The organism is Sutcliffiella halmapala (assembly GCF_002019665.1).
GTDB classification, from domain to species: Bacteria; Bacillota; Bacilli; order Bacillales; family Bacillaceae_I; genus Sutcliffiella_A; species Sutcliffiella_A halmapala.
The window spans coordinates 2,202,619-2,222,170 of record NZ_KV917375.1 but is presented as its reverse complement, the minus strand read 5'-3'; the positions used below and the strand labels follow the sequence as shown (position 1 = coordinate 2,222,170).

The following is a 19,552-nucleotide window of genomic DNA, read 5'->3' as shown; positions in this document are numbered from 1 at the left end:
CTTCTATTAAACTCGGACAGACCATTTTGGACGTTTCGAGTGTGTAAAGAAGCTATTACGACGACTGCGATCGGCCAGACGCTGTTCACAAAATATATTTGCAGCTTCCACAGTAGTAATATTCATTTTTTCCGCTTCCTTATATACATCCATTAAAGAGTTATAGATTGCTTTCGTTTTTCTAAGCACTCTTTCTTTGTTTGGCTCATATAGTTCATCTGCTACTTGAATTAAACCACCTGCATTTACTATATAATCTGGTGCATATAATATGCCTTTTTCTTGTAGCAATGCTCCATGATGGTTTTCTATTAGTTGATTATTAGCCGACCCTACAACTGCCTTTACTTTTAATTGATCCACTGTATGGTCATTGATTATTCCACCAAGTGCGCAAGGTACAAAGACATCTGCCGGGGCGGAGTATATTTCATCTCCACCAACCACTTTAATTCCCGCTCCGATTTCTTTTGCCTTTGTCACTAACTGATTAATAGCATGTTCATTAATATCTGATACAAATAAGTCTGCTCCAGCAAGTAGTAGCTGTTCCGCGACTTTCGCTCCTACTTTTCCTAATCCTTGAATAGCGTAGCTTTTCCCATATAAATTCTTCGAACCCCATATTGTTAGGTTGGTCGCCTCTATACCATAAATAACTCCTTGCGCGGTTGGGACAGAAGAATCGCCACTTCCACCGTATACTTCATCCACACCAACGATACAATTCGTTTCTTTTAAGGAATGAACAAAATCCTCTGGGGAAGTACCCATATCTGTTCCTGTATAAAACCGACCATTTAATGAATCAACAAATTGACCGAAAGCACGGAATAACTCCGGCGATTTATCTTTAATTGGATCCCCGATGATGACAGCCTTTCCTCCACCAAAATCGACATCAGCTGCAGCACATTTATAGGTCATTCCCTTTGAAAGACGTAATACATCATATAGAGCAGCATCTACAGATTGGTATGGTTGCATGCGACACCCACCAAGTGCCGGGCCAAGTGTTGTGTTATGTATTGCAATAATAGCTTTCAAACCAGTTTCTGGATCATTACAAAAAACTACTTGCTGATGATTTTGGATTTTTTCAAACATATCTATTCCCCCTACCTCAGAAGTAAGCGTTTTCAAATTATTCATCATTATCACCCTTGTTATCTCATATTCTTGTTACTTGTCACTTATTAATCTATTTATCTTACTTTTTGCTAAAACTACTTGAGTAACCTCACCTGTGCCAACCATTCTTTCGCCAGCTTTCACTTGAACATTCGTGACAATGACATTTTTCTTTAGACTGACCACATTGGCTTGTATGTCTAACTCGGATCCCACTGGTGCAGGTGAAAGATGTTTTACAGAAACTTCTGCTCCCATCCCCTCTTCTTCATTTTCTAAAAATGGCAAAATAATTAGTCTAGATACCCATTCCATATGGTAAACCATCATTGCTGTAGAATAGACAGGATGAACTACCTTACCTTCGAATTGAGCAAACATTGCTGGAGTAACTTCAACTTTCAGCATCTGTTTTGATCCCACCATTAACCCCTGCTTCACTTGCTATCACCTCTAAACGTATAACGTTTATTTAACGATATAATAACATTCCGTTAAATAAACAGTCAATGAATTGTAACAATTTTATAAATAATCATTTCATTCCGATAATTCCTCTCATAAAAGAAGGAATAGAGCAGCTTAATCTCTGCACTATTCCTTCTTTATTACGATAACAAAGCTCGATCGTTTGCCATTTGTTGACCTCTGATACGCTGAAACTCTTTTAATAACCGATCAATTGTTAACGATTTCTTTTCTTCTTCTTCAACTTCTAAAATTACTTGCCCTTTATCCATCATAATTAAGCGGTTCCCAAGATCGAGTGCCTGTTGCATATTATGTGTAACCATAAGTGTCGTTAGACCGGTGTTTGCTACTATTTCTTTCGTAATATTTGTTATTAATTCGGCCCGAGAAGGATCTAATGCAGCAGTATGCTCATCTAATAAGAGAATAGAAGGCTCTGTAAAGGTTGCCATTAAGAGAGAAAGTGCTTGTCTTTCCCCTCCTGATAAAAGTCCCACTTTGGCGGTTAAGCGGTTTTCTAGGCCTAAGTGCAATGTTTCTAATACCTCTTTAAAGTAGACTTTCCTTTGCTTCGTTACTCCTCGTCTCAAGGTACGTGTTTTGTTTCTTGAATACGCCATTGCTAGATTCTCTTCAATCGTCATTGTTGGAGCAGTTCCTGCCATTGGATCTTGAAAGACTCTTCCTATTAATTTTGCACGCTTATGCTCTGATAAATAGGTTACATTTTTCCCGTCTATCTCTACCTTACCTGTATCTGGAGTTAGCACCCCTGATATCATATTCATTAACGTAGATTTTCCCGCCCCATTACTCCCGATAATCGTGACAAAATCGCCTTTATTTAACGATAAATTAATATGATCTAATGCATTTTTTTCATCCAATGTTCCTTCATTAAACACCTTATTAATCTGAGTTAAATGTAGCATTGTGCTCCCCCTTTCCATTCGGCCCTAGAGATTGAAGTTTTAACATTTTTTGTCGTTTTCTTTTCTTCTCTTTATAACCGTCCATTAATTTAGGGGTGATTAGTGCAATAATTACAATAGAAGCCGTAATCACTTTCATATCTCCAGTATCCAAAAACTCTACACGAAGAGCCAATGTTACCACAATTCGGTAGATAATCGCTCCACCAATAACAGCTAAGGTTGTCCGAGCAATCGTTTTTGTGCCAAACAAAGCTTCTCCAATAATGACAGAAGCAAGTCCAATAATGATCATCCCGATACCCATTCCTACATCAGCAAACCCACCATGCTGAGCAATTAACGCCCCGGAAAAGGCTACCATGGCATTGGATACACCTAAACCTAAAATAACTAAGCCATTTGTATTGGCAGAAAAACTTCGAATCATTCGCTTATTATCACCAGTCGCTCTTATCGCTAAGCCAATTTCCGTCTTTAAGAATAAATCTAATAATAACTTTATAAGTAGGGTGACAAGTATCATTACAAAAATGATACCCCATGTTCTCGGTACAAAATTTCCTAAGCCAATGGAAGCAAAAATATTATTAATAAATGGATCGATTCCTGTTCCATTCCACCAAGCACGTAAGTTTGTAAAAAAAGTATCCGTGTTCATCATCGGAACATTGGATCTTCCCATTATTCTTAAATTAATCGAATATAAGGCAATCATCATGAGAATTCCTGAAAGAAGTGCATTTATTTTACCGAACGTATGTAAGGCACCGGTAATACAACCTGCTAAAAACCCAACTACCATCGCTACTATCGTTGCTGTAATTGGGTTTGCGCCATTCACAATCATTGTTGCTGCTACTGCAGCTCCAGTAACAAAGCTACCATCTACAGTTAAATCTGGAAAATCAAGAACCCTAAAGGATAAGTATACCCCTAGGGCCATGATTGCGTAGATGATTCCTAATTCTACTGAGCCAAATAGTGCTGTAATCATGCTAGAATCATCTCCTTGTTGTCGTTGTTCCTATAAAGATTAAGCGTTATTACTTCCCGTCAAAAAACTCTGCGATTTCAGACCAAGCATCTTTAACTTCAACACCTTGCGCTTCGGCCGCTTTCGTATTGATTACTAACTTTAAATTTTGCGGATAGGATACTGGTATTTCAGAAGCTTTCTTTTCACCTTTTAAAATTTGCACTGCCATTAAACCAGTTTCATAACCTAAATCAGAATAACTAAATCCACTTGCAGCTACTGCCCCAAGTTCCATTGAATCAAGTTCACCAGCAAATAGTGGGATTTGCTCGTCATTTGCTACACCTATAACTGTCGGTAAAGCAGATACAACGATATTATCTGTTGGTATGTAAATAGCATCTACACGTCCAATTAATGATTCTGTCGCTTGCTTTACCTCTGCCGAAGTAGCTACAGTTGCTTCAACAAGTGATGCACCTTTTGCTTCAGCTAGTTCTTTAATATTACTTACTTGCACGATAGAATTTTGTTCGCCTGCATTATAGACGACTCCAATGGACTTAATTCCCATCTCTTCTACCATAAAGTTGATTGTACTTGCAAGAGCATCTGGATGAGTATCAGAAGTACCTGTAATATTGTCACCTGGTTTATCAAAAGCTTCAACGAGTTCAGCTCCAACGGGATCCGTTACGGATGTGAATACTATCGGAATTTCTTTTGTTGCTTGAAATGCACTTTGCGCACTTGGAGTAGTGTTCGCAAAAATCAAATCTACTTTATCTGCAACAAAATTATCTGCAATTGGCTTGTTGTTATTCATGTCCCCTTGTGCATTTTGCACATCAAATTTAACATTTTCACCCTCAACATAGCCGTTATCAGCTAATGCTTTTTTAAACCCTTCATAAGCTGCATCTAAAGAGGGATGCTCAACAAACTGGGTAACACCAATCACAATTTGTTTCTCTCCATCTTCACCAGAGGAAGGCGACCCACAGCCTACCAATAACATGAAACACACAAGTAAAGCTAAAGCTGATTTAATTCGAAATTTTTTCATAAATATCCCCCTTTGTTTTATTTAAAAGCTTGTTTTTGATTAAAGCTTAGACAAGCTTTTGAAACTAAATGTTTGAAACCGGTTACATTTGAAAAATCCTGTAATGGGAAAAACCATTTTCGTTTTTTCAACGTTATATTAACACTTCGAATTAAATAGTGTCAATATATTCGAAAAATTTAATTTATTATATTATTCTAGAATAAATACGCCATTTTTATGAAAAACCCTTTTTTCTTTAGAAAAAAATAAACTTCTGCTAAAAAGAAGTTTGGTTTTTAGGTTATGGTTAGCCTGAAAATATGGTAGCTTCTTTGAACGTCCTATAGATTTCCGTGCCGGGGGTGTTCAGAGTGAGTATGGCTGAGGGGCATGGATTTTAACAAAACAAAAAAAGCAGGACCTTAGAGTGAGTAGCTGAGGACATGGATTTTAACAGAAAAGAAAAGCACGACCTCAGAATAGATGTCTGAGGTCCTTAAACGAATTTGAGTCACATTTCATCCACTATGGTGTAAATTTTCTTTGCACGGGTGTTGTCTATCCTGAAAATAAAGCGTCACCGTGAAAATCCCTGTTGATTTCCCATAGGAGTCTATTTCTTGCTTCAATAATCTATTTGGGATAGTTATAAAAATGTTTAGATTAAAGAAGCTCTGAAGCTCTTTGAAGCTCATTTTTCGCCTCTTGCATCATAGAAGTGAATAACTCTCGAACACTTGGTATGGTGGTTATTAAACTAGATATCTGTCCACCGTTCAGAAAACCTTCTTGTAGCTTTCCTTCAATAGCACCATATTTGTGTTGTTCTTCTGTCGTTAAGCGATTAAAATCTTCTAAGCTAATCCCAGCTTGTTCTTGTTGTAGCAAGAATTCCGCATATGGAGTTCGTAATACTCTCCTTACTCTGCCTACTGTACGGCCAACAATGATTGTTCCCTGATCGTCGGCTTCAAGGATTTTATTTTTGTACGACTCATGAAAGGGAGCTTCCTTTGTAGCAATTAATCTTGTGCCCATTTGTACACCTGATGCTCCAAGTGCTAGTGTTGCTGCAAGACCTCGCCCATCACCGACCCCCCCTGCTGCTGCCACGGGAATCGAAACAGATTCTGCAATTTGAGGAATTAATACTAAGGTGGTTGTTTCTAAGTTAGAATTAATCCCAGCAGCTTCATATCCTTCTGCTACAATAATATCTGCACCAGCCTGTTCGGCCTTAATTGCTTGTTTAGGAGATGCTACGACACAAATCACCTTCACCCCATGCTCTTTTAGCTTCGGAATATATGGTGCCGGATTTCCAGCAGATAAGGACACGACTGGTATCTTATGCTTTACTACTAAGGTTAAAATATCTTTTGCATAGAGAGTAACGGATAATGCTATATTGACTGCGAACGGTTTTTCTGTAAGTGTTTTTGTCTCTGTAATGATTTGCTCTACTTCATTTGGCGTCATCGTTCCAGCGCCAATAGTTCCTAATCCACCTGCATTAGAAACGGCTGCCGTTAGTGGAGCATTGCTAATATTCCCCATCCCACCTTGTATAATTGGGATCTGAATTTCTAATATCTCTATTAATTTATTCATCTAATAATTCACCCCTCGTAAAAATAATGTTATACTAATTTTAATATTTAGACAATACGAAAAGTTGAAGTGGCTCTAAAGCTATCCACGTTTTTAAGCTTGTTTAATACTTTTATTTTACAATTCCAGCTATAGAAAGGGGTAAATTTTATGTTCTATCGTTATGGGGAAAAAGAACCTAATGTTGATTCTACTGTTTTTGTGGCGCCAGGTGCTCATTTAATTGGAGATGTTACTATTGGAGAGGAATCAACAGTTTGGTTTAATGCGGTTCTTCGAGGCGATGAAGGGCCAATACATATTGGAAAAAGGTGTAGTATTCAAGATAATGTAACAGCCCATTTATATGAAGGGTTTCCACTTGTCATTGAAGATGAAGTGACTGTTGGACATAATGCGATTTTGCATGGATGTACGGTTAAGAAGCGCTGTATCATTGGAATGGGAGCTACCATTCTAGATGGGGCTGAAATAGGAGCAGAGAGTATAATTGGGGCTAATACGTTAATTCCTTCTGGAAAAAAGATTCCACCACGTTCACTTGTAGTTGGTTCACCCGGAAAAGTAATCCGTGAAATTACCGATAAAGATGTGGACCTAATTCAGTTGTCGATCGACACATATGTGCAAAAAGGGAAAGAGTATAAAGCGGAATTAAAGGAAAGATAATGGATTGTTTTATAATACATGATGTGATGAGCATTAATAATTTTAATGTTTATCACATTATTTTTGTTTCAATGAAGTAATAAGCTGTTTAATAAGCAGCGCTTTACCCACAAATTACTTGTGCACTGAACGATTCGTCCAATAGTATTCAACTAACACAAAAAAGCTGAATCACCCCTACATTTATTCAATAATATAGGGATGATTAAGCACATCATATTTTTTATCCTTAAAGCTTAACTCATTGCCATCTTCAAATACTCCTTCAAAGAATCGTGAAGCAGGTTCAGCTAGCTCTTTATAATATTCACTAAACAGTGATCCTGCATGACTTCCTAACCACATATCTGGTAGTAGCTCTTCAGGAAGACCCGGGTCTACAAAGAGGAATTTTCGATATTCGTGAACAAGTTTTGTTCTTTCCACAAAACATTCTGCATCTGTCATTTGACCTTTTTGAATCTTGTTTTTATCTATAATATACTTTTGACTGTATTCTTGAATAAACTCTTGATATTTCCCATTAATTTCTTGCAAATCCCAGCTATTCCTTACGAGCCGACTGTTCTCATGTGGTCCTTTGTATTCGGAAATAAAGAAATCGACATATTCTTCTATTTTATATTTGCTAATTAAATCATTGACCTGCTTTTCTAATGCGATGGGTGATATCCAGCAGCTATTGGACAATGTACCAAATCCGCTCCAAACTAATTCCTTACGAAGCTCGTCCCGTACGCTACGAATCTCTTCCGGTATGGTGTACATTAAGATACGCCATTTCCCGTCCCAGCTCTCTGTTTTTAATTTAAAGATACGTTTTGCTGCTTCCTCTATCCTTTTTACGCCACGTTCCGTTAAATAATAATAGCTTTTGTTCCCTTTTTTCTCAGCTTGAACCCAACCTTGCTTATTCATTCTAGAGATTGCTGCTCGAACTGCTTGATCATTATGGCCAAATTCTTTCAGTAGGCGTATTAAGCTACCAATCCATATTTTATTGCCATAATGTCTAATATAGTCTCCATATAAGGTAAATATCATCGATCTCGTGTTCATGCCCGCTACATCCTCTTTCTATCTTTAAAATCAAATAATCGTATCACATTATTTCTATTTTATCAAAGTAAAGCGTCATAAGGAATACGAAAAATCATAGAGAAGCCTCTATGATTTTTCGTATCTTTCTACAATTGTTGCGACTCCTTGACCAACACCTACACACATCGTTGCAAGACCGTACTTAGCTTCTCTTTTCTTCATTTCATGGATAAGGGTAGTCAATATTCTAGCACCGCTTGCTCCTAATGGATGACCAAATGCAATGGCCCCCCCGTTTACATTTACTTTCTCCACATCCAGTTCTAACTGTCTGATACATTCTAGGGATTGAGATGCAAAAGCCTCGTTTAATTCGATAAGTTCAAGGTCTGCTACCGACAACTTAGCTCTTTGTAGGGCTTTTCTAGTTGCATAAATAGGACCATTGCCCATAATGGATGGAGTGAGCCCGGCTGATGCAGAGGTTACATATTTAGCTAGCGGCTTTAAATTTAGTTGCTCTGCCTTTTCAGCACTCATTAGTAAAAGTGCAGATGCACCATCATTCACACCAGAGGCGTTTCCAGCTGTAACTGTTCCATCCTGAAAAAGCGGTCGCAGCTTTCCTAACTTTTCTAAAGTCGTTTCTGGTCGAGGATGTTCATCTCTATCTACGACTATCTCATTTCCTTTTCTATCTTGAAAGCGCACTGGGATTATTTCATCTGCAAAACGATTAACTTCCATTGCCTTTTTCGCCTTTTGCTGACTTTCATACGCGAATTTATCTTGATCCTCCCGAGAAATCGAAAACTCTGTTGCCACATTCTCTGCCGTTTGTGGCATTGTGTCTACCCCGTACATTTTTTCAAACCTTTTATTGACGAATCGCCAACCAATCGTTGTATCAAGGAGTTCCATATTTCCACGTGGATAGTCCATTTCAGGTTTCCCCATGACAAAAGGAGCCCTTGTCATACTTTCTGTTCCCCCTGCAATGAATATATCCCCTTCTCCAGCTAAGATAGCTCTAGCTGCATAGTTCACTGCATCTAAGCCTGAACCACATAGACGATTAATAGTTGTTCCGGCAACTTCAACTGGTAGTCCTGCTAATAGCGCTGACATTCTTGCTACATTGCGATTGTCTTCACCAGCTTGGTTAGCATTTCCGAATACTACTTCTTCTATTTCACCTGTTGGTACGGATGGGTTTCTTTCGATTAGTGCTTTAATGACTATAGCTCCTAAGTCATCTGGCCGAATCGATTTAAGCGCTCCTTTATATCTTCCGATTGGTGTGCGGCACGCATCTACAATTACTACTTCTCTCAAAAGAAGCACCTACTTTCTAGTCGTTTTTCTGATAATCATAAACGCCTTTCCCACTTTTTCTACCAAGTCTTCCCGCCTTCACATACTTTTCTAAAAGAGGAGCAGGACGGTATTTTTCTCCAAGCTTTTCGTGAAGGTATTTCAAATTATTTAAGCGTGTATCTAGACCAACTAAATCTCCTAGTTCAAATGGTCCCATCGGATAATTCAGTCCTAACTTAATAGCTTTATCAATTTCTTCCGGGGTTCCTACTCCTTCTTGGAGCATGTAAAACGCTTCATTGCCGACAAGCGCACTAATTCTACTTGTAACAAAGCCTGGGAATTCATTGACCACCACTGTTTCTTTTCCCATTTTTTCCGCAACTGCACGAATGCTTATTGCTGTTTCATCACTTGTCTCAAGACCTCTTACAATTTCTACTAGTTTCATTTTATGTACTGGGTTAAAGAAATGCATCGCAATTACTTTTTCTGGTCTAGTCGTGAAACTACCTATTTCAGTTGGACTCATAGTAGATGTGTTCGAAGCAAATAAACAATGGGCTGGTGCAAACCTATCTATGCGCTCAAATACAGCTTTTTTTATTTCGATATTTTCTGGTACTGCTTCAATAATCAGGTCTGCTTCTTTGATAACATCTTCTAAATTAATAGAATAAGATAAATGTGCTCTAATAGCGGAAGCTTGGATTTCCGTTAATCGCGCTCTTTCTACTCCACCATCCACAATTAATTGAATCTCCTTTTGTGCACTCTCTAATTGTTCTTCTTTTACATCTACTACAGTTGTGTGGAAACCGCCTAATGCACTAACATAGGCAATTCCTCTTCCCATCACGCCAGAACCTATTACAACAATATGTTTCATTTTCAATTCTCCTCCTTAGCTGCACTTGAAAAGAGCAAAGGGAACCTGACCCCTTTGCTCTTTATTTAAATTCTTACACCCCAAACGGGTTTAAAGGGCGACTACCGAAGTAGGAGATAATACTTTTAGTTTCTGTATAAAGATCGAGTGTTTCAATACAAAGTTCACGACCGTAGCCAGATTGTTTGTAACCCCCAAATGGTGTACCAGGGAAAGCAGAGAATGGACAGTTGACCATCACAATACCTGCTTGAATTTGTTTTGCTACTCGAGTTGCACGCCCATGGTCCTTTGTCCAAATAGCGGATCCTAAACCAAACTCACTATCATTCGCTAATCTAATTGCTTCTTTCTCATCGCTAAATGGCATAACGACAACGACTGGTCCGAAAATTTCCTCTTTAACAACCTTCATATCATGATTCACACCAGTAATAATCGTTGGCTCATACCAGTAACCATTTTCAAATCCTGCTACTTCTGCCACTTTTCCACCTAAAACAATGTTCGCTCCTTCTTCTTTTGCAGATTGAACATAGCCATCAATTACATCAAGCTGACCTTTATTAATGATTGCTCCAATATGCGTTTCTTTCGCAAAAGGATCACCTAGAGAGAGCTTCTTTGCCTTTTCAACAAACTTTTCCATAAATGCATCATATATATTTTCATGGACATATAAACGAGATCGAGCTTCACAAGATTGTCCAGTATTGTAGAATATACCAAATAATGATCCATCTACTGCAGCATCAATATCTGCATCTTCAAACACTAGATTTGGAGATTTTCCACCAAGTTCTAATGTTACGCGCTTCAGCGTTTGAGAAGCTTTTTCCATAATATCTTTACCGATAGGCGTAGAGCCTGTAAATGCAACTTTATCTACTCTTGGATGTTCAACTAAATAGTTTCCTACCTCAGAACCTGCTCCAGGTATGATATTAACTACTCCCTCTGGAACTCCAGCTTCAATACAAATCTCACCAAGAACGATAGCAGTAAGTGGCGTTAATGTTGCTGGCTTTACTACAACCGAACATCCAACAGCAATTGCAGGTGCTATTTTCCATGCAGCCATCATTAATGGATAATTCCATGGAATTATTTGTGCACAAACCCCTACCGGTTCTTTTTCTGTGAAATTGTGGAATTGACCTGGTACATTGTTTACTGAACCACGATGTCCGACAATTGCTCCAGCGTAAAATTCAAAATCTTCGATAGCTTGCATAACTTGACCTTGAGCTGCTGCAAGAGATTTACCTGTGTCTAAAATTTCTAATTCTACTAACTCGTTAAATCTTGAACGCATAATAGACGCGATTTTATTCAGTGTACGTGAACGCTTATTTAAAGGAAATAGCTTCCATTTCCCTTTATCAAAAGCATGTCGCGCTGCTGCCACTGCTTTTTCTGCATCTTCTTTTGAAGCTTTTGCAATAGTTGCAACTGCCTCTCCAGTTGCAGGATTGTAAGTGGTAAATGTTTCACCAGATGTACTGTCCATTCTTTGCCCATTAATAATTAACTGATATACATCACGCTTCATAGCTAGTTGCTCTAATTTTGCATCTTTTACTGTTGCCATATTCACTCATCCCCTTTAGTGTCTATTAATTGCCTTTAAAAGTTGGCTTACGCTTTTCAACGAATGATGAAACTCCTTCTTTATGGTCTTCTGAAAGCCCTGCAATTCTCTGACCGTATGCCTCTTGTTCCAAGTATTCAACGTAATTCATATTCCAGCTCGCTTGAATAGATCTTTTAATAAGACCAATTGCTTTTGTTGGCATGCTAGCTAATCGTTCTGCGAATTCACTTACTTCAGCTTGCCAATTATCGTGCGAAATTACTTTTGTTGCAAGACCGAGCTCCTTTGCTTCCTCTGCCCGAATTTTTTCTCCTAAAACGGCAAGTTCAAGCGCTTTGGCATTTCCAATGAGTTTTGGAAGAAAATATAGGTTACCAGAGTCAGGAATTAGTCCTACATGAATGAAGGCTTGAACAAAGCTAGCTTTCTCAGAAACTAAGCGGAAATCACAGGCTAAAGCAAGACTAAATCCAGCTCCAGCTGCGACGCCGTTTACTGCTGCAATGACTGGCTTTTCACAATTTGCTAATTGTTTCATCATCGGACCATATCGTGTTCGTAGTACTTCACCATGGTCCATACTTTCATCCACTTCTGCTAAATCTTGACCAGCGGAAAATGCTCTTCCTTCACCAGTTATTACAATAGAGCGCACCTTTGAATCGGAACTAGCTTGTTTCATTGCTTTTGTTATTTCTTTATTCATTTGTTCTGTAAACGCATTCAATTTATCTGGTCGATTTAGGATGATCCATGCCACTTCGTTTTCTATTGAATAAGTTATCGTTTCAAACACTTCGTTCACTCCTCTTATTCTCCCTCAAAGTTCGGTTTTCTTTTCTCTATGAAAGCTTGCATTCCTTCCTTTTGGTCCTTCGATGCAAATAAAAGATAAAAATTCTTTCTTTCATATTGCATCCCTTCATATAAAGAATAGTCTACCGCTTTTAAAACGGATTCCTTAATTAAACGTAAAGAAAGAGGAGCTTGTTTTGCTATTTTATTCGCAAATTTCATGGTTTCTTCTAATAATAGTTCCTTTGCAATGACACGATTTATTACACCGTAGTGAAGTGCTTCATTGGCACTCATTCTATCACCAGTTAACAACCATTCCATTGCTTTTGATTTGCCCATTAATTTAGTTAACCGTTGTGTTCCACCGGCACCAGGCATTACTCCAAGACTGATTTCTGGAAAGCCAAATTCGGCATCATGAGCGGCAAATAAAATATCGCAGCACAGTGCTAATTCGAAACCACCACCAAGTGCAAATCCTTGAACCGCACCAATAATTGGTTTTTTAACCCAAGCAATTCGATCCCATTCTGTAAACTGATTTAATAGTTCTAATTCAATGGCATTAGCCTCGGCCATTTCGTCAATATCTGCTCCGGCGGCAAATGCCCTGCCATTCCCACAAAGGACAATGACTTTCACTTGCTCGTTGCGATCGAATTCCTCAATAACCGTAACGATTTCTGTTACCATCGGTCGATTTATAGCATTTAAGACTTTCGGGCGATTCAAGGCCACAACGCCAACGGACCCATGAAGAGAAACGTCAATAAATTGGTACTCTTTATTCATTCACTTCTTCACCGATCATTAGTGTTACTAAATCACCGGCAAATCTCATTAAGTCCTTCCCAGATGCTTTTGCCTCATCCGTTCTCATTGCTTGCTTTAGTGCATCGTGGTTATCATAATACATCTCACACATCAAATAGTATTTACCTTCTCCACCCATTGGGCTTCCTACTACCTTAGTCACTTCCATTTTACGAAGTCCTGGAATTTTTTGCGTAATAGGTCCGTGTGTTTCAAAATAGTGCTGATCAAATTCCTCTCTATTTTCAGGGTGCTTGTAAAGCGCGATTAATTTTACCATGATTATCTCTCCTTTTAATATGTAGTAAGCCTAATAGAGGTTATCTCTAAAAAGCTTTAATACCTAAATTTACATTAATGTTGAAATAGGCTTCATTGCTTCAAATGGATTTTTACAGCCTTTGCAATATAGGATACTTCTACAAGCTGTAGGACCAAAAATGTTTTCTAATGTTGTATAGGTGGAGCCACAATACGGGCAGTCTACATGCCATTCTCCCGATTCATCCATAATTGGTGGAGGGGCAATACCAAAATCCTTTAGTTTTTCTCTTCCTTCTTCAGTAATTCGATCAGAAGTCCAGGGAGGCTGGTAAATGAATTTCACTTCCACTAATTCAAAAACTGCTAGACTAGCTATCTCTTTTTCTACATTCTTTCTAATTATATCCAGTGCTGGACAGCCCATAAATGTTGGAAGCATTTTTATTGTTACGGTATCTCCAACTACCTTTACTTCATCTACCATCCCTAATTCGACTACGCTGACAGAGTCAATTTCAGGGTCTTTCACTGATTGGAGTTTTTCCCATACTCGAAGTAGGTTTGCTTTATCCGTCATGTTTGCATCATTCCTTATTTTTGAGTAAAAGGGCTCCTGTATTATTGTACGTGTATTTTCTATTTCCATTACTCTTTACCAAGTAGCCGTTGGGTTACTGTTATATACTTCACCTAATGTTAATATAGCTTCTTCTAAATCTTTGGTGTGTTGCCCTTTGCGGCCATCACCACTTTTCAATCCCATTTGAGCAGGGAAGGTTAATTCGACCTTTTCAAAGACTTCGGTCATGATGGTGATGAATTGTTGACGTATCCTATCTTCTCTGCCAATTAGACCGAATTGAGAAATCGTTGCCGCTTCTGGTCCTTGAGATAGCACTCCTTCAAAATCATCAAGGACCGTCTCAATAGCAGCTTTCATTCTAGTTTTTGCTTCTCCATTTGCTAGACAAAGCTGGGTAAACCACGTTTTCCAATGTAGCAGATGGTAGTATAGCTCCATATTGACTTTAATCGCTACATGCTTTAAAGGCTCATAGGAAGAATTTTTTAGTGATTCTATTTTTATTTTTTTGGCTTGTGTATAAAAATAGTGCCTCACTACGGCAAAGGCCCAATCATATTTAGGTTCTATAAGATAGTTACCTGGGCCGTTTACTTTTTCCAAAAGAACAGCATTTACTCGCTCATCTGCTTTTCGCGCATGTGCCAGTGCGTCCATGTCCCCTTCCCCAAGCTCTTCTAACAATTGATAAAACATCGCGGAATGACCCATTGTATCTTGATTGATAGAAGAAAAAGCAACATCTTCCTCTATATGTGGGGCAAGGCCAAGCCATTCCGACCCTCTGAAGGCTATAATAAAATCATCATCTGCAAGTTGATATAATAATTGGGTTAGGGCCTTATAATAGGCAGAGTCTTTTTTTGCTTCCTCTACAGATGTTATATTCATTTCTTTAACTTCCCTCCCCACGACATGATTTCCTTTTCGTCTAACATTTCTTGTTCATAATGACGCCATTTCTTTTTTAAATAGCCATAGCCTTTTGTGTTCCGATATTCTTTGTTATCTATTCTTTGTAAGGTTTCACGTTCCTCTTGCGTCATTTTTCTGATGTTGTCACGTTTTACTACCCAGATATCAACTACGGGCTCACGGCGCATGAAATTTTCCTGTGCCATTACAAGTGCTAGCTCTTCATTTGGTGCCAGTAAGCTAAATTGATATTGCATGGGGGAATTGTGGGATCTTTTACTAAATACTTCAAATTCTTGGTAAAATCCTTTGTGACTCAACTAAGCTCCTCCTTTCTAGCGTGCGTTTGTCTCGGAGCTTAAAGCTTCTCGGACCCATGCATTATTTTCGTGAGAGATAACGCGAAGACGTAAACGGTCTTTTGATTTAGGACCATTGTTTTTAATAATCTCTTTAAAACGGTTCCAGTCAGGCTGTTGATAGATCCACTTTTGCTCTGTTTCACTATAATGCATCGTTTCGTCAGGTATTGTTAGACCTAAGGACAATACTCGCGGTACGTATTTTGTAAAAAAGTCCTGTCTAAGTTCCTCGTTACTCTTTGTTCTGATGTTATATTTCATCGTGATATCTTGCTTAGATGTTCCTGTTGTTGACGCATCTGCTGGACCAAAGAACATTAATAGTGCTTCCCACCAACGGTCAACGGAATCTTGTATCATCGCTCTTTGTTCTTCGGTTCCTTCTGCAAGTGCCATAATAATCGCTTCTCCATGCTGAGCATGAAACACTTCCTCAGCACAAATTCGTTTTAAGGCTCGTGCATATGGACCGTAAGATGCATCTAACATATTTGTTTGAGAGATAATCGCTGCACCATCTACTAACCAACCGATTAAACCAGCATCTCCCCAAGTTGGTGCTTCCATATGAAAAACATTATGAAACTTTAAATCTCCCGAAAATAAATCTTGCATGATCTCTTCTCTTGTTTTTCCATAAGGAACCATAAGATCCTCTGCAACTCTTAGTAAAAGCTGACCGTGCCCCATTTCATCCTGTACCTTTGCCATGATGCCAAGTTTCCTCTTTAAGGTCGGTGCTTTAGGCACCCACTCTTTCTCTGGAAGCGCTCCCATTATTTCGCTGATGGCGTGCATACTGATTAATTTTATTAAGGTTTTCCGATATTCTTCAGGCATCCAATCGTCTGCCTCTATCTTCTCACCAGCCTCTATACGTTTCATAAAAAGCTGATGTTTCTCTTCTTCTGTTAAGCGGTCAAACGAAAGTGAGTTTGTCATTGTCGCCGCCTCCTATTTCTATAACGTTTATTTAACGAAATTATAATATAATGTTATACATTTATCAACTCTGAAAGTTCTGAAATTTCATTTTGTAGGAATTCTTTGATCGATAATCCTTACGGCTTTCCCTTCTGAACGGGAAATTGTCCTTGGTATAACAACTGTTGCACGAACAGATACATAACAATTACTCTTTATTACACGCTCTATTTTTCGAGAGAGTGTATTCATTTTTTCATGTAAAGAAAGTTGATCCATCTCTAATACAAGACTTTCTTTGATTTCAACCTTTACTTCTAGACAATCTAAATTTTGCTCTTTAGTTAGAAATAATTGATAGTGAGGTGTCAGCTCTTCTATTTTTAAAAGATGATGCTCAATTTCAGTCGGAAAAATATTGACACCACGAATTATCAGCATATCGTCAACTCTTCCTTTAATACGAGACATTTTTAGTGTCGTTCTTCCACATAGACACTTTTCTTTTCGAATCGAAGCTAAATCTCCCGTACGATAGCGAATAATCGGCATCGCCTCTTTTGTTAAACTCGTAAAAACGAGCTCGCCTTCTTCTCCATATGGTAGATTCTCAAGAGTTTTAGGATCAATTACTTCCACTAAGAAGTGATCTTCTGCAACATGTAGGCCATCTTGCGCTTCATGGCATTCCATTGCGACACCTGGTCCGATTACTTCACTAAGACCATAAATATCACAAGCTTTAATATTTAGCTTCGTTTCAAGCGTATTTCTCATTTCCTCTGACCACGGTTCCGCTCCAAATATTCCATATTTTAATGAAGTTGTAGCAGGATCCTTTCCCCATTCCTCCATTTTCTCAGCGATTGTTAATACATAGGATGGCGTTCCACAAATAACAGATGGGTTAAAATCCTCTAGTAATTGCACTTGTCTAATTGTATTCCCTCCAGATACTGGAACGGTAATCATTCCTAAACGCTCACTTCCATAATGGAGACCGAGTCCTCCAGTAAATAGTCCATAGCCATATGCATTATGCAATAGTTCTCCTGGTTGTCCTCCACCAATTGCAATCGCTCTTGCCACTATGGTACTCCACATATCAATATCCGCTTTAGTATATGCCACTACAGTTGGTTTACCACTTGTTCCTGATGAGGCGTGCAGTCTGACAATTTCGTCTTTTTTTACGGCGAATAAGCCAAACGGGTAATGTTCTCTTAAATCATTTTTGGTTGTAAAAGGAAGATTTCGAATATCTTGAAGTACTGTTATATCATTTGGGGTAATCATCTGTTCTGTAAAATGTTTTTGATAGAAAGGTACATTCAGGTAAACATGGTGTAAGGTTTCTTTTAATCGTTGTAGCTGAACTTTCTCCATCGTTGCTTGTGTTACAGTTTCAATATCATGAAGAATCAAACTAACACCTACCTTATTTTTTTACTATCACCTAAGAGTATGACGATTTTTTTTCGTTATATTGCATTTTGTAATATAGTATATTCACAATTAAAATAACGTTCTACTGGACAAAAGTCAATATATTATCAGAAAATTATTAAAATTACAGAAAAAGGACAGATTATCTCATCTGTCCAAATGACTTCGAAATGTTACACCTCCTCTTTAGGAAAGTTAAGCTTTTTAATTCATAAAAAAAAACTGCCGAAACAATCTCGACAGTTCCTAACTACCCTGAAAATAAGGTGCCCACGTTTTCATCCTCCATGGTGCAACTTTTCTTTGCATTGCATAGTTGTCTACTTTAAATTCTAAACGTGATACGTCCAAAATGTCTCGCGATATAGCCAGTCTTCAATTTCCGGGGAACTTTCCTTTAATTGTTGCTCCATTAATTCGACCCAGCCACTTGTTTGCGATGTGTGAGCTTTTATAGCTTTTAGTTTGTCTTCTGCTACCGTTTTAATATCAATGACGATATCCGGCTTACCGATGAGATCGACACTGTTTTTCAAAATTGCTTTTCCATATATAGTAGGTCTAGTTTCTTTTGGTAATCGGGCTACAGCAATTGCCGCCGCATTACTCATAGCGTCATGATCGGGATGTACCCCATGCTTTGGATAGAAGGTTAAGATAAGACTTGGCTCTATTTCATGTAATACTTTTTCTATGATATCTGCTAAATATTGTTCGTCTTCAAATTCAAGTGTTTTATCATGTAATCCAAGCATTCGTAAGTCTTGAATCCCCATAACGTTACAAGCATCGATTAGTTCTTTTTTTCTTACTTCTGGCAATGTTTCACGGTTAGCAAACAATGGATTCCCAAGGTTTCTGCCCATCTGTCCAAGTGTTCCACATAAATATGTAACAGGAACTCCACTTTCAGTAAAAAGTTTAATAGTACCCGATGAACTAAATGCCTCATCATCTGGATGTGGAAATATAACTAAAACATGCTTTTCTGATTGCATCGTAATCTCTCCTTTTCCCGAGAGTAAAAAACCGATTTTAAAAAGGCTCTTTACTTATTTGAAGCGCCACCGCAAGCTTCCCTTCTGGATTTAAGCCAGCAAGCAATAATCGTTCTTTTTCGTCAATTTCATAATGTGTTACACCCTCAGCATAAACCCATCCATGTTCTAGCTTTAAGCCTACTCGAAAAGGATTTAATCCTATTATTTTCCCTCTTTCAAATTTCAGTTGAACATTTCTAATAAATGCTCCTACTGGTAAGCCAGTATTATGATGGCCTGCATAGGCCCCATTGGTTGTTTCTAAATGTAGAAAGACGTCTACATTTGCTAGCTTATCTAATTCGGCTTGCACAATTGTTTGATCAATAAGCTTCATATAACCCTCCAACTTGAATTTATTGCTACATCAATTATTCCTATTAATAGTTTATAATAACTTTACTGTAAATGCGAAATGGTTTGCTTGCTTTTTAATAAATAGGCTACCCTGAAAATAAGTAGGTTGCCTGTTAGACTCCCTGTTGATCTCCGTTGCAGGTGGCAGCGATCGCGGGGCGCTTGTGGAGCCTCCTCGGCTTTGCCTGCGGGGTCTCCACAAAACGCTACTTCCCGCAGGAGTCTCACACCTTCCACTTCAATCTACAGGGTAGACGGGGGATTCTTTGACGTTCGACTTTTTCATCCGCCATGCTACGAACAGATTTAAGAGCCAAGGCGCTGGACGTCACTACCCTTCCTAGAATGTCTTTCCCTAGAGCATTTTT

21 protein-coding genes are annotated in these 19,552 nt (G+C 38.4%); 1 reads left to right on the top strand and 20 read right to left on the bottom strand.

The window, feature by feature from the left end; translation table 11 throughout:
• Window positions 1-6: 6 nt before the first annotated feature.
• The 6 genes from BK580_RS10895 to BK580_RS10870 all read right to left on the bottom strand — a co-directional run bounded on the left by BK580_RS10895 (window position 7) and on the right by BK580_RS10870 (window position 6,172).
• Complete coding sequence (locus tag BK580_RS10895; protein WP_235864032.1) at window positions 7-1,107, bottom strand: Leu/Phe/Val dehydrogenase; 1,101 nt, start codon at window positions 1,105-1,107, stop codon at window positions 7-9.
• Window positions 1,108-1,182: 75 nt separating this feature from the next.
• Window positions 1,183-1,572 (bottom strand): thioesterase family protein, encoded by a 390-nt coding sequence (locus BK580_RS10890; RefSeq protein ID WP_078380346.1) that lies wholly within the window; start codon window positions 1,570-1,572, stop codon window positions 1,183-1,185.
• Between the two features lie 167 nt (window positions 1,573-1,739).
• The gene (locus BK580_RS10885; RefSeq protein ID WP_078380345.1) at window positions 1,740-2,534 is read right to left on the bottom strand and encodes an ABC transporter ATP-binding protein; all 795 of its coding nucleotides are present in this window, start codon (window positions 2,532-2,534) and stop codon (window positions 1,740-1,742) included.
• A complete protein-coding gene (locus BK580_RS10880; RefSeq protein ID WP_078380344.1) occupies window positions 2,512-3,531 on the bottom strand; it encodes an ABC transporter permease in 1,020 nt (339 codons plus the stop codon). The genes BK580_RS10885 and BK580_RS10880 overlap by 23 nt, the downstream gene beginning before the upstream one ends.
• Window positions 3,532-3,580: 49 nt before the next feature.
• The gene (locus tag BK580_RS10875) at window positions 3,581-4,579 is read right to left on the bottom strand and encodes an ABC transporter substrate-binding protein (protein ID WP_078380343.1); all 999 of its coding nucleotides are present in this window, start codon (window positions 4,577-4,579) and stop codon (window positions 3,581-3,583) included.
• Between the two features lie 645 nt (window positions 4,580-5,224).
• Window positions 5,225-6,172 carry an NAD(P)H-dependent flavin oxidoreductase gene (locus tag BK580_RS10870; protein WP_078380342.1) on the bottom strand — a complete coding sequence of 316 codons (948 nt, stop codon included), beginning with the start codon at window positions 6,170-6,172 and terminating at the stop codon, window positions 5,225-5,227.
• A 150-nt stretch (window positions 6,173-6,322) separates the two neighbouring features.
• On the opposite strand from BK580_RS10870, the gene BK580_RS10865 reads away from it, so the two are divergent.
• Window positions 6,323-6,841: a gamma carbonic anhydrase family protein gene (locus BK580_RS10865; RefSeq protein ID WP_078380341.1), complete on the top strand. Its 519-nt coding sequence runs from the start codon at window positions 6,323-6,325 to the stop codon at window positions 6,839-6,841.
• A 183-nt stretch (window positions 6,842-7,024) separates the two neighbouring features.
• On the opposite strand, the gene paaX is transcribed toward BK580_RS10865, so the two are convergent.
• From paaX to BK580_RS10795, 14 genes are all read right to left on the bottom strand, one after another.
• Entirely contained in the window at window positions 7,025-7,900 is an 876-nt protein-coding gene (paaX, locus tag BK580_RS10860) for a phenylacetic acid degradation operon negative regulatory protein PaaX (RefSeq protein ID WP_078380340.1), read from the bottom strand.
• A 108-nt stretch (window positions 7,901-8,008) separates the two neighbouring features.
• Window positions 8,009-9,217, bottom strand: a complete 1,209-nt coding sequence (pcaF, locus tag BK580_RS10855) for a 3-oxoadipyl-CoA thiolase (RefSeq protein ID WP_078380339.1) — start codon at window positions 9,215-9,217, stop codon at window positions 8,009-8,011.
• Between the two features lie 16 nt (window positions 9,218-9,233).
• Window positions 9,234-10,088, bottom strand: a complete 855-nt coding sequence (locus BK580_RS10850) for a 3-hydroxyacyl-CoA dehydrogenase (protein ID WP_078380338.1) — start codon at window positions 10,086-10,088, stop codon at window positions 9,234-9,236.
• A gap of 73 nt (window positions 10,089-10,161) precedes the next feature.
• Window positions 10,162-11,679, bottom strand: coding sequence for an aldehyde dehydrogenase family protein (locus tag BK580_RS10845; RefSeq protein WP_078380337.1), 1,518 nt, complete (start codon window positions 11,677-11,679; stop codon window positions 10,162-10,164).
• Window positions 11,680-11,704: 25 nt separating this feature from the next.
• Window positions 11,705-12,478, bottom strand: coding sequence for an enoyl-CoA hydratase-related protein (locus tag BK580_RS10840; RefSeq protein WP_078380336.1), 774 nt, complete (start codon window positions 12,476-12,478; stop codon window positions 11,705-11,707).
• Between the two features lie 14 nt (window positions 12,479-12,492).
• Window positions 12,493-13,272: an enoyl-CoA hydratase-related protein gene (locus tag BK580_RS10835; protein ID WP_078380335.1), complete on the bottom strand. Its 780-nt coding sequence runs from the start codon at window positions 13,270-13,272 to the stop codon at window positions 12,493-12,495.
• Complete coding sequence (locus BK580_RS10830) at window positions 13,265-13,573, bottom strand: EthD family reductase (protein ID WP_078380334.1); 309 nt, start codon at window positions 13,571-13,573, stop codon at window positions 13,265-13,267. The genes BK580_RS10835 and BK580_RS10830 overlap by 8 nt, the downstream gene beginning before the upstream one ends.
• A gap of 69 nt (window positions 13,574-13,642) precedes the next feature.
• The gene (paaD, locus tag BK580_RS10825) at window positions 13,643-14,134 is read right to left on the bottom strand and encodes a 1,2-phenylacetyl-CoA epoxidase subunit PaaD (RefSeq protein ID WP_078380333.1); all 492 of its coding nucleotides are present in this window, start codon (window positions 14,132-14,134) and stop codon (window positions 13,643-13,645) included.
• A gap of 75 nt (window positions 14,135-14,209) precedes the next feature.
• Window positions 14,210-15,031, bottom strand: a complete 822-nt coding sequence (gene paaC, locus BK580_RS10820) for a 1,2-phenylacetyl-CoA epoxidase subunit PaaC (protein WP_078380332.1) — start codon at window positions 15,029-15,031, stop codon at window positions 14,210-14,212.
• Window positions 15,028-15,375 carry a 1,2-phenylacetyl-CoA epoxidase subunit PaaB gene (gene paaB / locus BK580_RS10815; RefSeq protein ID WP_078380331.1) on the bottom strand — a complete coding sequence of 116 codons (348 nt, stop codon included), beginning with the start codon at window positions 15,373-15,375 and terminating at the stop codon, window positions 15,028-15,030. The genes paaC and paaB overlap by 4 nt, the downstream gene beginning before the upstream one ends.
• Before the next feature lie 15 nt (window positions 15,376-15,390).
• Window positions 15,391-16,359 (bottom strand): 1,2-phenylacetyl-CoA epoxidase subunit PaaA, encoded by a 969-nt coding sequence (gene paaA / locus BK580_RS10810; RefSeq protein ID WP_078380330.1) that lies wholly within the window; start codon window positions 16,357-16,359, stop codon window positions 15,391-15,393.
• Between the two features lie 87 nt (window positions 16,360-16,446).
• Window positions 16,447-17,766 carry a phenylacetate--CoA ligase family protein gene (locus BK580_RS10805; protein WP_078380329.1) on the bottom strand — a complete coding sequence of 440 codons (1,320 nt, stop codon included), beginning with the start codon at window positions 17,764-17,766 and terminating at the stop codon, window positions 16,447-16,449.
• 353 nt (window positions 17,767-18,119) lie between these two features.
• The gene (gene bshB2 / locus BK580_RS10800) at window positions 18,120-18,785 is read right to left on the bottom strand and encodes a bacillithiol biosynthesis deacetylase BshB2 (RefSeq protein WP_078380328.1); all 666 of its coding nucleotides are present in this window, start codon (window positions 18,783-18,785) and stop codon (window positions 18,120-18,122) included.
• 37 nt (window positions 18,786-18,822) lie between these two features.
• Entirely contained in the window at window positions 18,823-19,164 is a 342-nt protein-coding gene (locus BK580_RS10795; RefSeq protein ID WP_078380327.1) for a YojF family protein, read from the bottom strand.
• Between the last annotated feature and the right edge of the window lie 388 nt (window positions 19,165-19,552).

Bases quoted from the DNA above. Each gene is read 5' to 3' on its own strand.
- BK580_RS10895 (WP_235864032.1), bottom strand. From the start codon at position 1,107: ATGTTTGAAAAAATCCAAAATCATCAGCAAGTAGTTTTTTGTAATGAT.
- BK580_RS10870 (WP_078380342.1), bottom strand. From the start codon at position 6,172: ATGAATAAATTAATAGAGATATTAGAAATTCAGATCCCAATTATACAA.
- BK580_RS10875 (WP_078380343.1), bottom strand. From the start codon at position 4,579: ATGAAAAAATTTCGAATTAAATCAGCTTTAGCTTTACTTGTGTGTTTC.
- BK580_RS10795 (WP_078380327.1), bottom strand. From the start codon at position 19,164: ATGAAGCTTATTGATCAAACAATTGTGCAAGCCGAATTAGATAAGCTA.
- BK580_RS10885 (WP_078380345.1), bottom strand. From the start codon at position 2,534: ATGCTACATTTAACTCAGATTAATAAGGTGTTTAATGAAGGAACATTG.
- paaX (WP_078380340.1), bottom strand. From the start codon at position 7,900: ATGAACACGAGATCGATGATATTTACCTTATATGGAGACTATATTAGA.
- BK580_RS10830 (WP_078380334.1), bottom strand. From the start codon at position 13,573: ATGGTAAAATTAATCGCGCTTTACAAGCACCCTGAAAATAGAGAGGAA.
- BK580_RS10865 (WP_078380341.1), top strand. From the start codon at position 6,323: ATGTTCTATCGTTATGGGGAAAAAGAACCTAATGTTGATTCTACTGTT.
- paaD (WP_078380333.1), bottom strand. From the start codon at position 14,134: ATGACGGATAAAGCAAACCTACTTCGAGTATGGGAAAAACTCCAATCA.
- paaA (WP_078380330.1), bottom strand. From the start codon at position 16,359: ATGACAAACTCACTTTCGTTTGACCGCTTAACAGAAGAAGAGAAACAT.
- bshB2 (WP_078380328.1), bottom strand. From the start codon at position 18,785: ATGCAATCAGAAAAGCATGTTTTAGTTATATTTCCACATCCAGATGAT.
- BK580_RS10835 (WP_078380335.1), bottom strand. From the start codon at position 13,272: ATGAATAAAGAGTACCAATTTATTGACGTTTCTCTTCATGGGTCCGTT.
- paaC (WP_078380332.1), bottom strand. From the start codon at position 15,031: ATGAATATAACATCTGTAGAGGAAGCAAAAAAAGACTCTGCCTATTAT.
- BK580_RS10850 (WP_078380338.1), bottom strand. From the start codon at position 10,088: ATGAAACATATTGTTGTAATAGGTTCTGGCGTGATGGGAAGAGGAATT.
- BK580_RS10845 (WP_078380337.1), bottom strand. From the start codon at position 11,679: ATGGCAACAGTAAAAGATGCAAAATTAGAGCAACTAGCTATGAAGCGT.
- BK580_RS10880 (WP_078380344.1), bottom strand. From the start codon at position 3,531: ATGATTACAGCACTATTTGGCTCAGTAGAATTAGGAATCATCTACGCA.